Here is an 11,931-nt window from a genome sequence, read left to right as displayed (position 1 = left end):
TACCCCTATTCCCCTTAAGCCTCCTGAAAGATTGCCGACACCTTCCTGCAAAGCCCACGAGCCGGGAGCGTGAGTACGCCCCCGGCCCATGTTCGCGTAGCTATTGTCTGGTTTCGGCCGTCCGATTTCGGACAGGCCGCGGCTGTCAGGGAGTGTCGTCGCCCTCGACCCGCATGACGCCGACGACGGCCCGGACGATGTCCATGCCGCGGAGCGTCTCGATGGTGGCCGACAGCGCCGCATCGGACGCCCGGTGGCTCACGAGGACGAGCTGGGCGTCGTCGCCGTGCCCCTCCTGGCGCACGGTCTGGATGGACACGTCGTGGTTGGCGAAGATCTCCGCCACGCGGGCGAGCACGCCGGGCTTGTCGGCCACGTCGAGGGACACGTGGTAGCGGGTGACCGTGTCGCCCATCGGGTGGACCGCGAGCTCGGCGTAGGTCGACTCGTCCGGCCCCCGGGTGCCGGCCAGGCGGTTGCGCGCCACCGCCACCAGGTCGCCGAGTACGGCCGAGGCCGTCGGAGCCCCTCCCGCGCCCTTGCCGTAGAACATGAGCTGCCCGGCGGACTCCGCCTCCACGAACACCGCGTTGTACGCCTCGCGGACCCCAGCCAACGGGTGCGTCCTCGGGATCATGGCCGGGTGCACCCGGACGCCGACCGACCGGCCGTCCTCCGAGCGGGCGCAGATGGCGAGCAGCTTGATCACGTAGCCCATGGCCTTGGCGCTGGCCACGTCCGCCGCGGTGATCTCCGTGATGCCCTCGCGGTGCACGTCGGCCGCCGTCACCCGGGTGTGGAAGGCGAGCCCGGCGAGGATCGCGGCCTTGGCCGCCGCGTCGAAGCCCTCGACGTCGGCCGTCGGGTCGGCCTCGGCGTAGCCGAGCGCCTGCGCCTCCTCCAGCGCATCGCTGAACGACGCCCCCGTGGAGTCCATCTTGTCGAGGATGTAGTTCGTCGTGCCGTTCACGATGCCGAGGACGCGGGTGACGTGGTCTCCGGCCAGCGATTCGCGCAGCGGGCGCAGCAGCGGGATGGCGCCCGCGACGCTCGCCTCGAAGTAGAGGTCGGCGCCGCCGGACTTGGCCGCCCGGTGGACGGTCGCGCCGTCCTCGGCCAGCAGCGCCTTGTTGGCCGACACCACCGACTTGCCCTTCTCCATCGCCGCGACGATCAGCGACCTGGCGGGCTCGATGCCGCCGATGACCTCGACCACGATGTCGATGTCGTCACGCGTGACCAGCGCCTCCGCGTCGGTGGTGAGCAGCGCCGGATCGACGTCCGCGTCCCGCTTGCGGCCGAGGCGGCGTACGGCGACGCCGGCCAGCTCAAGCGGCGCCCCGACACGCGCGGCGAGGTCGTCGGCCTGCTCATGGAGCAGCCGGACCACCTGGGAGCCGACGACACCGCAACCGAGCAGTGCGACTTTCAGCGGTTTCACAGTTGTCCCCTCAGCAGGTCCTCTTCGGTCTCACCGCGCACGATGAGCCGGGAAGCGCCGTCCTTGACCGCGACGACCGCGGGCTTGGGCAGATAGTTGTAGTTGCTCGCCAGCGACCGGCAGTAGGCCCCGGTCGCGGCTACGGCGAGCAGGTCTCCCGCGGCGAGGTCGCCGGGCAGCCAGTGGTCGCGCACCACGATGTCACCGCTTTCGCAGTGCTTTCCGACGATGCGCGAGAGCATGGGAGCGGCCTCGCTCACGCGCGAGGCGACCCGCGCGGTGTAGTCCGCGCCGTAGAGCGCGGTGCGCACGTTGTCGCTCATGCCACCGTCGACGCTGACGTAGGTGCGCAGGCCCTCGACGTCCTTGACCGTGCCGACCTCGTAGAGCGTCACCCCGCCGGGGCCGATGATCGCCCGGCCGGGCTCGACCGTCAGGCGCGGGACGGGCAGCCCCGCGTTGGCGCACACCTTGGCCACGATCTCGCGGAGGCCGTCGGCGATCACCTTGATGTCGGGCGCCTCGTCGGCCTCGGTGTAGGCGATGCCGAACCCTCCGCCGAGGTCCAGCTCGGGGAGGACGAGCCCGTGCTCGTCCTTGATCTCCACGAGCAGCACCGCGAGCCGGCGCGCGGCCACCTCGAACCCGGCGGTGTCCACGATCTGCGAGCCGATGTGGGAGTGCAGCCCCACGAGCTGCAACTGGGGCAGCTCCAGCACCCGGCGCACCGCCTCGGCCGCCGCGCCGCTGCCGAGGGAGAGTCCGAACTTCTGGTCGTCGTGCGCCGTCGCGATGAACTCGTGCGTGTGCGCCTCGACACCCGTCGTCACCCGGATGAGGACCTTCGGCCGCACGCCCCGCCGCGCCGCCGCCGCGCCGAGCCGCGCGATCTCCTCGAACGAGTCGATCACGATGCGGCCCACCCCGGCCGCGAGCGCGCGGTCGAGCTCGGCGGGCGACTTGTTGTTGCCGTGCAACGTGATCCGCGCGGCGGGGAAGCCCACGCTGAGCGCCACCGCGAGCTCTCCGCCGCTGCACACGTCGAGGCCGAGCCCCTCGTCGTCGATCCAGCGCACGACCTCTTTGCAGAGGAACGCCTTGCCCGCGTAGTGGACGTCGCCGCCCCCGAAGGCGGCGCGGAAGTCGCGGCACCTGCTCCGGACGTCTTCCTCGTCCACGACATAGAGGGGCGTGCCGTACTGCTTGGCGAGGTCACGCACGTCGACGCCGCCGATCGTCACCGCTCCGCCGGAGCGGGAGGCGGTCGTCGGCCAGATCGTGGGGTGCAGTGTGTTGAGGTCCGACGGGCGGCGCGGGGGGCGCTCCTGCGGCAGCATCTCGGCGTGCCGGTCACCTGCGGGATGGACGAAACGACTCACCCGATCGAGGCTATAGGACCTGCCGATCCCCATGGGACGGATGACCACCCAGCGAGACAGACGACAACAGTTTTTTCGGAATTTTTCAGGCATTGCGCCTGACAGCGCGGAAGATATGTTTTCCAGCCCCGCCGCGGCGTCCTTTCACCCGTTCCTCGCAAGATCACATCCGGCCCGGCGGACACTCCCCCAGCGCGCGCATCCCCTCCGCCACCGTCAGCCGCACCGCCTCCGCGAGCCACAGCCGCGCCGTGTGCACCGCCGCCGCCCCCTCGTCCCCCACCGGTACGGCGGGAGCCCTCTCGTGGGCGTCGTGATAGGCCAGCGCCAACCTCTCCACATAAGCCGCCCACCCCGGGTCCCGGCTCACCCTGCGCCCCGGCGCCTCGGCCAGCACCCGCAGCACCGCCCGATCCCACCCGCCGTCCAGGGCCTCCGGCTCGAACGGCTCCCGCCGTACGCCCAACTCGGCGCCCCACCGCCGTACGGCACAAGCCCGCCAGTAGGCGTATCTCACCACGAACCCGGGGTTGTCCCACGTCCTCGGGAAATCCGGCCACACGCGGCCCACGGTCCCCTCGGTACCGCCGGCCCGTGTGTCGTCGGTCGCGGTGTCGTCGGCCGGGGCGTCACCGACGATCTCCCGCGCCAGCTCGCCCGGCACCGCCACCACGATCTCCAGGAACCCCGCCCCGCGCACCCGGACCTCCCCCACTCCCGGAAGCCCCCGCACCTTCTCCGCCAGCCGGTCCGCCGCCTCCCGAGCCGCCCGCCCCGACCTCAACGCCGCGGCCGACACGTAAACCGCCTCACCCTCCCAGGTCCCCCTGGGCTCCGGCGGCCCCCCGAGCACCTCACCCAACCGACGCGCGATCACCAAACGACCCTATGCCCATCCCCTATGGCCCCGACATTGACACAATCCGCTGTCCACGGATTGCCTTGGACAACGCCTCATCGCCGGAGCCGCCGCCGCCAACCCCGCCCTCGCCGCCGACGAGGCCGAACTCCACCATCTCGAACTGAGCCTCCACCGCCGCAGGGTCGAACTCTACGAAAAGCAGGCCGCCGCCAACCCCGACGACGAATTCCTGGCCCACGACCTCCAGCGCGCCAAAGCCCGCCTCGCCGATTGAACGTTTCGGACATCCACCTCAGAACAGGGCGTGGGGTTCGGCGGGGCCGTACTCGATGAGGTGGGCGGAGGAGAGGAGGGCGGTGTCCTCCTCGCGGACACACACGTATTCGAAGCGGTCGGTGGAGAACACCTTCACGCCGTCGGTACGGCACTGCCTCATGAGCACCTCGTCCCAGCCGTCGGTGAGGTCGGGGAAGCCGAGGCCGCGCAGGACGTTGCGGCGGGCGAGCAGGGTGCCGCCGGCGATCTCGGGCAGATAGCTGTACTCAGCGTCGGGGCGGCGCAGCAGTGTGGCGCCGGCGGCGCTCAGGTGGGCGTAGTGGCTTGCTTTGCCGACGATGTCGGCGCTGCTGTAGAGGAAGGCCCGGCTGAGGTCGGTGAGGTAGTGCGGGCCGTACAGGTCGCGCGGGTCCATGACGGCGACGAGGTCGCCGTCGCACAGGTCGAGGGCGCGGTTGAGCAGGCCGCCCGTGGTCGTGGTGGGGTCGGCGGCGCGGACGACCACGTCGTAGCCCTGGGGCAGTCCGGGGTGCCGGGCCGCCTCGGGCGGGCCCATGAGCACGAGTTGCCGCACGTCTCCGGTCTGGCGGGAGATCTGGGCGAGGGCGGCGTCGAGCTCGGCGGGGTTCTGGACGGCGAGGATGATCGAGGTGGTGAGGGTGGCCCGGGCGGCGGGCAGGCCGACGTGGCCGAGGAGGGTGTCGACGCGCTCGGTCATGGTGCCGGCGGCGTACGTCTTGCGCAGCGTCTGGTGGGTGCGGCGGTCCTCGGTGACCGTCCCGATGGGGGTGCCGCAGGCCGCGATCTCGGCGAGCCGCCAGGGCGCGGTGCCCGGCGGGCAGTCGACGGCCCTCGGCCAGCGGTAGGACGTGAGGACGTCGGGGTAGGCGAGGTGGCCCGGCAGCAGCTCGTCGAGGGTGAGCACCCGGTCGAAGCGTCCCCCGGCGAGCGGGATGGGGTTGTGGATGCGGGGCTGTACGGCGAAGCCGAAGTGTTCGGCCCGCCCGACGGCCTCGCGCCAGCGCGGCAGGCTCGTCGCGTCGGCGGTGACGACGTGTTCGAAGAGCTTGGCGGCGCGGGCGTAGTCGGCGACGTCGCCTTTGGTGTGCCAGAAGACGGTGCGGATGCCGCGTTCGGCGCACCAGGCGAGCAGGGCTCGCAGCCCCTCGCCGGGTTCACCGGCGATCTCCTCGGCCCACGGTCCTTCGGACACCGATTCGACGAGCACCATGTGCGGGATCTCGGCGGGCAGCACGCGGTGGAAGTCGCGGGGGGTGAAGCCGGTCGTCTGGCGCCACTCGTAGCGCAGGAGGGCTTCGGCGTGGGGCTCGGCCACGACGGCGACGGTGAGGTGGGGCCGGGTGTTGGGGCCGGTGGGCACGCGGTACGGCTTCAGCTTGAAGGATGTGCCGGCGACGACGCGGGTCGAGGTGGTGGCCTGGAAGGCCGCTCCGGGGGCGGGCGCCTTGGCGGCGGCGGCCGGGTCGGGCACGGCCTGCCGTTTGGGGGCCGCGGGGCGTTTGGCGGGGCGGGCGGCGCCCTTCAGGCCCTTGGCAAGCCGTACGGGGTTGCGTTTGCCGGTTTTGATGGCGTCGCCGAGCCTGGACCAGCGGGCGACCTTGATCGAGGACAGCTTCCAGTTGGCGACCTCGGTCTGGTAGCGCTGTTCGGCGAGGTCGCGGCGGAGCCGCGCGGTCTGGGTGCGTTCGGCGGCCAGTTTCTCTTCTGCCGCATTGAGCTGTTCGGTCGTCGTGCGGAGTTCTTCGGCGAGCCTTTCGGCGTCGGCGAGTCGTGCTTGTGTCGCGTCCAGTGCCCTGGCCAGGTCCGCTGCGCGTTCGGCCTGCGCCAGCGCCTCCCGCAATGCTCGCCGCGTACTGTCGAGTTCCCCGCCGGCCACGTTGTCCTCCGAAAGTCTGAGCGGTGCAAAAGGATACCCTTTGGCCATTCGCGACATAGAGGAGTTGTGCGGTGGACGACACGATGGGAAAAGCTGAGTGGCCGTCACCTTCAGTTCGGCCGTACGTGTGCGGCGCCCTCGGCGACTTCGACCCCGACCGGGTGGACACGCTCCTCGCCGCCGGACCTCGGGTGCGTCCGGCGCTGAAGACCTCCGTCGCGACGCTGTTCAGCTCGGCCCCGCTCCCGCCGTACCACCGGGAGGGCCGGGCCTACGCCTTCGCCTTCGGTGAGCGGGTCCCGGACGGGCCATCGGAGTGGATCTCGGTCGCGGAGACCTTCGAGGCCCCGGGGCTGATCGACGACGGCGAACGGATCACCCTGCACGCCGGCGGCCTCGGCCTGGTGGACGTGTTCTACCTGGTCGACGGGAACGCCGTCTACTTCTCCTCGCTGCTCGCCCCCCTGCTCACCCTGGCCGCCCGGCCGCTCGCGATCGACTGGAGCGCGTGGGCCTCGATCATCCAGGTGACCTTCCCGCTCGGCGAGGCGACGCCGTACGCGGATGTGAAGCGGCTCTCGGGGTCGAGCGCGCTGGTGTACGCCCGCAGGAGCGGGCGGCTGGGCGTCGAGCGCCGACTCCCCCGCTGGCTCCGCACCGAACCCTACGAGGCGGGCAGGACCGCCGGCGAGATCGTCGAGCTGCTGCACGAGGTCTACAAGGGTTTCGAGGACCGGCCACTGCTCGTACCGGTGAGCGGAGGCTACGACTCGCGGCTGCTCTGCGCGGTCGCCGCGGCGCGCGGCGCGGACGTGGAGTCGTGGACGACCAGCCCCGACGACGGCACCGACACCGACATCTCCTTCGCACGCGCGATCACCCGCGAACTCGGCGTACGGCACCGCGTGGTCGACCAGGACCCCGCCACCTACCCCGACGACGCCCTGGCCGTGGCGCGGAGGCTGGAGCACCTCACCCCGCACCACGCCTGGTACGCCCCCTTCGCCCGGGAGATCCACCGGTCCGGCCGCACCCTGGTGGACGGCCTCGCCGGCGGGCCCCTCCTGAAGAACTTCATGGTCAGCGGGGACGCCATCGACGCCGACTCCGAGGAGCGGCGCCAGGCCGCGCTGCTCTCCTCGCTGTCGCTCGGCGCCCCGTCCGTCCCGTTCCTGTCGGAGGCCGCCGCGGCCTGGATCGGCGACGAGGTGCGTACGGCTTTCGCCCGCGCGACCTCCATGCTGCGCGGCCACCGCGCCCAGCTCCCCCTGTCGGTGCTGCACACCAGGACGGCGCGGGCCATCGCGCGCTCCCCGGTGAACCTCGTCGGCCCCGAGTCGTCGTTCATCGCGCCGTTCCTCGACCCGGACTTCTTCGACGCGGCCCTGTCGGTCGGCGTGGGCCGCAAGGACAAGGGACGCTTCTACCGCGAGGTCCTCCACGCCGCGAACCCGAGGGTGGCGGCGCTGCCGTCGACGAACGTGGTGAAGCAGCCGCTGCGCCGCGTGCCGCTGCGTTCGGGCGCGGCTCCGGCGCGGGCCCACGCCCACGGGATGCTGACACGGGTCGCCGAGGCGGTCCCGGGGCTGCTCTCCGACCACCTGCTCGGCGTGGTGGCGGAGGGACCGGACGCCCTGGCGCGGTTCACGGGGTGGAACGACCGGTTCTGGGTGCGCGGGCTCGCGCTGTTCGGCACGTGGCTGAGCGATGTCGAGGAGTCGGTCGGCGACCTTTCCACGCCCTGGAACTGAGTGAACTGAGTCACCCGGCGCGTCCGGCGCCACTCTCCGTCTCAATTATGCGACACGCCGTGTCCACAGACCGTGCCCTAAGGAAGTGGCGCGGCGGCCCATTTCCAGTGGAAGAAGTTCTGGTAACAGGGCTATTACGTGCGCGTATCACCATGATCGCGCGCGGTGCTCGAACAGCACTCACATAACGCACTTCATCAGGCCCAACCTGCTGGTAGTGTTCGGCCCAGCAGCGCCGCCGACAGTCCACCTTCGGGTCGCGACCCGGGCATCAGGCATGGGCATGGAGCACGTAAGGGATGACGTCTCCTGGGGCGGCGTATTCATAACGAATCACCACCGGCTGGCCAGCCGGTGATCTCGTTCTGCCCTTATCTAACTTGTGAGCGAACCATGATGAGTGCATCCCCCTGCCCGGAACCTGTTTCGGAGACATTCGTCTCCCAGGATCCACAGTGGTACAAGCGGGCTGTGTTCTACGAAGTGCTGGTCCGGGGGTTCAAGGACTCCAACGGGGACGGCACCGGTGACCTGCGCGGCCTTACAGAGAAGCTGGACTACATCGAGTGGCTCGGTGTGGACTGCCTGTGGCTGCTCCCGCTCTACGAGTCGCCTCTGCGCGACGGTGGCTACGACATTTCCGATTACATGAAGATCCTCCCGGACTTTGGAGACCTCGGGGACTTCGTGCAGTTGGTTGAGTCCGCTCACGAACGCGGCATCCGCATCATCACCGACCTGGTCATGAACCACACCAGCGACCAGCATCCCTGGTTCCAGGCGTCCCGAAACGACCCCACGGGGCCCTACGGCGACTTCTACGTCTGGTCCGACCATCCCCACGGATACCCTGACGTGCCGATCATCTTCATCGGGGCCGAAGAATCAAACTGGACATACGACCCCGTTCGCGGCCAGTACTACTGGCATAGGTTTTTCCACCACCAGCCAGATCTGAACTACGACAACCCCGCAGTCCAAGCGGCAATGCTTGAAGTTCTACGTTTCTGGCTTGATCTCGGTATTGACGGGTTCAGACTCGACGCGGTGCCCTACCTCTTCGAGAGGGAGGGGACCTCGTGCTCCGGCCTGCCCGAAACCCACGCTTACCTGCGCTCAATCCGCGCCGAGGTCGACCGGCTGTACCCCGATCGGGTGCTGCTGGCCGAGGCCAACGGGTGGCCCGAGGACGTGGTCGAGTACTTCGGCGACGCCACTGTGGGCGGTGACGAATGCCACATGGCCTTCCACTTCCCCCTGATGCCCCGCATCTTCATGAGCGTACGGCGGGGCAACCGCGAACCGATCTCCGAGATCATGTCGCGCACCCCCAAGCTCCCTGAAACCGCCCAGTGGGGCATCTTCCTCCGCAACCACGACGAGCTAACCCTCGAAACGGTCACCGAGGAAGAGCGCGACTACATGCACGCCGAATACGCCAAGGACCCCCGCATGCGGGCCTACCTCGGCATCCGGCGTCGCCTCGCCCCCCTTCTCGACAACGACCGCGACCAGATCGAACTGTTCACCGCCCTGCTGCTGTCGCTCCCCGGCTCCCCCGTCATGTACTACGGCGACGAGATCGGCATGGGCGACAACATCTGGCTGGAAGACCGGGACGCGGTCCGCACGCCGATGCAGTGGAACCCCGACCGCAACGCCGGGTTCTCCAAGGCCGACCCCGGCAGGCTCTACCTGCCCGCGGTCATGGACCCGATCTACGGCTACCAGGCGGTCAACGTCGAAGCGCAGCTCAAGAGCGAGTCATCCCTGCTGCACTTCACCAGACGTATGCTGCGCATCCGTCGCAGCCACCCCGTGTTCGGCACCGGCGCCTACATCGAGCTGTGGTCGTCCAACCCCGCCGTCCTCACGTTCGTACGCGAAGACGGCAACGACCTCATGCTGTGCGTCAACAACCTGTCGAAGTATCCGCAACCCGTTGAACTCGACCTTCAGCGCTTCGCAGGGATGATCCCCATGGAGTGCCGAGGCGAAGTGCCCTTCCCGAGGATCGGGGACGCGCCCTACACGCTGACGCTCCCCGGCCACGGCTTCTACTGGTTCTCCCTGAGCCGGCCGACCGACTGAGTCCGAGAACCGACTGAGTCCGAAAGACCGCGCGGGATCATCCCTCACCGCGCGGTCACAGGCAGCCTCGCACGCGCCGCCTTCCTGGCCGGCAGGAGCGCCACCAGCAGCGCCGCTCCCACCGCGAGCAGGACGGCGGCGGCCAGCACCAGCGGTGTCGGCGTGCGCCCGATCCCGGCCCCCACACCGCTCGTGTGCCCCTGCAGATCGATGAGCCAGGCCGCGGCGGACGCCCCCGCCAGCGTGCCGGCGAGCACACCGACCACCACCATCAGACCGGTCCCCGTGACCATCGTCGCCATCACCTGCCTGGGCGTCAGACCCATCGCCTTGAGCACCACGAGGTCGGCCGCGTGATCGCGCAGCCCGAGCGCGTTCACCGTCAACAGGTTGGCCAGGCCCACCAAGGCCAAGACCGCGATCAACGCGATGACGACCAGCCGGATGACGGCCAGCCGCTCGGCGGGGTTGACCACGTGGCGCACCTCCAGCACCCCGTTCGACCCGGCCAGCAACGCGGCGCGGACCACAGCGGGATCGGCGCCGTCGCGCAGCACCAGGCTGTAGAAGCCCGCCGGCACCGCGTCCTTGACCGCGAGACTGTCCAACCCCAGCGACAGCACCTCGCCGTCGCGCTCGGGTTCGATGACCCGGCCCACGAAACGCACGATCAACGGCGTGCCGCCCACCGTGAGCCGCACCCGGTCACCGATCTTCGCCCCGAGCAGGTCGAACAGCCCCTGGCCCGCCACCGCCTCACCCCGTTCCGCGAACATGCGCCCCTCGACCACGCTGAACGGGTACGGCTGCGCCGACGTGCCGAGCGCCCTCGCCAGCACGGTGCGTGCCTGGCCCGGCACCAGCGCCTCCACCTCCGTCCCCGGGAAGACGGACGTCACCCGCGGGTCGGCCATGGCCAGCCGCACGGTGTCGGCCGACGGCAAGGCACCCTGCCGTACATGCAGGGCACCCGCCTGGCCCACCCGGCGCGGGTCCTCCAGAAAGGCATCGAGCGACGCCCAAGAGCCCAAACCCACCACGATCAGCATCATCGGTACGGCAAGGCCCAGTGCGGTGAGCGCTGCATGGGCCGGGCGGGTGACGGCATCGCGGACGCCGAGCACGAGAGCCGGCGGTAGCCGTACGAGCAGGGCCAGACGGGCGGGCCGCGACAGGCGGCCCCGAAGCGGGGCGGCCGGGGCGGCGGGGATCGGGGCGGTACGCCCGCCCCGCCAGGCCGGCACCCCCACGACGACCAGCACCACCAGAGTCGCCCCCACGAGAACGCCGAGCGACTGCATCGGCACCGGGGTGCGTTCAAAGACCACAGTGGTCAGCACATGACCGCATAACCACCCAAGGACAACGCCGGACAGGCCGATCCCGCCGTGCTGGACCACCAAGGTGCCCACGATCTGGCCGCGGGTGAACCCGAGAGACTTCAACGTCGCCAGATCCCTCAACTGGCTGAGCACCCTGCCACCCGCCGCGTTCGCGATGGCGAGGGCAGCGGCCACCAAGCCGACCACGCCGAAGAACCCGAGCAACGTGCCGAGAAGCCGGTTGTCCAGCTCCATCGACGCGCGGATCTCCTGCCAGGTGGAGACACGTTTGACCTGGTTCTTCAGCACCGTGGCGACCTGCTGGGCGACCAGCCGCGTCGCGTCGGCGTCAGTCGTCTCCATACGCAGACCCACGACCGACTCACTGCGGCCCCGCTCCGGCTCGATCCCGTTCAAGGTCTCAGGCAACACCCAGACGAGACCCGGCCACTCGGGGTAGAAACCCTGATCCGAAGAGCCGGCGACCCCCACCACGACCAGGGGATGGCGGGCGCCGTTCAACGCGGTGACCGTCATCGGAGACCCAGGCCGCAACCCCATCGCACGGGCGAACGACCGCTCCACCACCACCCCGTCCACCGCCGAGATGTCGAGCCACCGCCCCTCCCGCACCAAAGGCCGGGCAACCGCGGGCAGCGCCACCGGCACCGCCCGCAACGCCACCGGCACCCGGCGCCCCTGCTGCATCAACGACGCCGGCGCCGCACGGTACGGCCCCGCCACCGCGGCCACATCCTTCAACCGCGCCAGCGCCTCCACGTCCGGGTCGTCGTTCGTGTGGATCCACACGTGCGCGCCGTTGGACTCGTCGAACAGGCCGCGCCACGGGTTCGTGCGGTCCTCCAGCAAGGTGACAGCGGCCATCAGCGCCGTCACCACCCCGGCGACCAG

8 protein-coding genes are annotated in these 11,931 nt (G+C 70.2%); 2 read left to right on the top strand and 6 right to left on the bottom strand.

Annotated features, from left to right (window positions below; translation table 11 throughout):
* Positions 1 to 145: 145 nt before the first annotated feature.
* The 5 genes from BLQ73_RS06810 to BLQ73_RS06790 all read right to left on the bottom strand — a co-directional run bounded on the left by BLQ73_RS06810 (position 146) and on the right by BLQ73_RS06790 (position 5,855).
* Positions 146 to 1,441 (bottom strand): homoserine dehydrogenase, encoded by a 1,296-nt coding sequence (locus BLQ73_RS06810; protein ID WP_093169408.1) that lies wholly within the window; start codon positions 1,439 to 1,441, stop codon positions 146 to 148.
* Positions 1,438 to 2,820, bottom strand: coding sequence for a diaminopimelate decarboxylase (gene lysA / locus BLQ73_RS06805; RefSeq protein WP_093169677.1), 1,383 nt, complete (start codon positions 2,818 to 2,820; stop codon positions 1,438 to 1,440). The genes BLQ73_RS06810 and lysA overlap by 4 nt, the downstream gene beginning before the upstream one ends.
* Before the next feature lie 163 nt (positions 2,821 to 2,983).
* Complete coding sequence (locus BLQ73_RS34480) at positions 2,984 to 3,697, bottom strand: DALR anticodon-binding domain-containing protein (RefSeq protein ID WP_093169676.1); 714 nt, start codon at positions 3,695 to 3,697, stop codon at positions 2,984 to 2,986.
* Between the two features lie 22 nt (positions 3,698 to 3,719).
* Complete coding sequence (locus BLQ73_RS06795; RefSeq protein WP_093169405.1) at positions 3,720 to 3,920, bottom strand: hypothetical protein; 201 nt, start codon at positions 3,918 to 3,920, stop codon at positions 3,720 to 3,722.
* Between the two features lie 54 nt (positions 3,921 to 3,974).
* Positions 3,975 to 5,855: a glycosyltransferase family protein gene (locus BLQ73_RS06790; RefSeq protein ID WP_093169403.1), complete on the bottom strand. Its 1,881-nt coding sequence runs from the start codon at positions 5,853 to 5,855 to the stop codon at positions 3,975 to 3,977.
* 71 nt (positions 5,856 to 5,926) lie between these two features.
* Between BLQ73_RS06790 and BLQ73_RS06785 the strand changes: the two genes are divergently transcribed.
* Together BLQ73_RS06785 and treS are read left to right on the top strand one after the other, a co-directional pair.
* Positions 5,927 to 7,606 (top strand): asparagine synthase C-terminal domain-containing protein, encoded by a 1,680-nt coding sequence (locus tag BLQ73_RS06785; protein ID WP_245690851.1) that lies wholly within the window; start codon positions 5,927 to 5,929, stop codon positions 7,604 to 7,606.
* Between the two features lie 396 nt (positions 7,607 to 8,002).
* Entirely contained in the window at positions 8,003 to 9,697 is a 1,695-nt protein-coding gene (gene treS, locus BLQ73_RS06780) for a maltose alpha-D-glucosyltransferase (protein ID WP_093169674.1), read from the top strand.
* A 44-nt stretch (positions 9,698 to 9,741) separates the two neighbouring features.
* On the opposite strand, the gene BLQ73_RS06775 is transcribed toward treS, so the two are convergent.
* The gene (locus BLQ73_RS06775; protein ID WP_245690850.1) at positions 9,742 to 11,904 is read right to left on the bottom strand and encodes an ABC transporter permease; all 2,163 of its coding nucleotides are present in this window, start codon (positions 11,902 to 11,904) and stop codon (positions 9,742 to 9,744) included.
* Between the last annotated feature and the right edge of the window lie 27 nt (positions 11,905 to 11,931).

It is taken from the genome of Sinosporangium album, assembly GCF_900100605.1.
GTDB lineage: Bacteria > Actinomycetota > Actinomycetes > Streptosporangiales > Streptosporangiaceae > Sinosporangium > Sinosporangium album.
The sequence above is the reverse complement of the archived record's forward strand: the minus strand, read 5'-3'. Positions and strand labels throughout refer to the sequence as shown.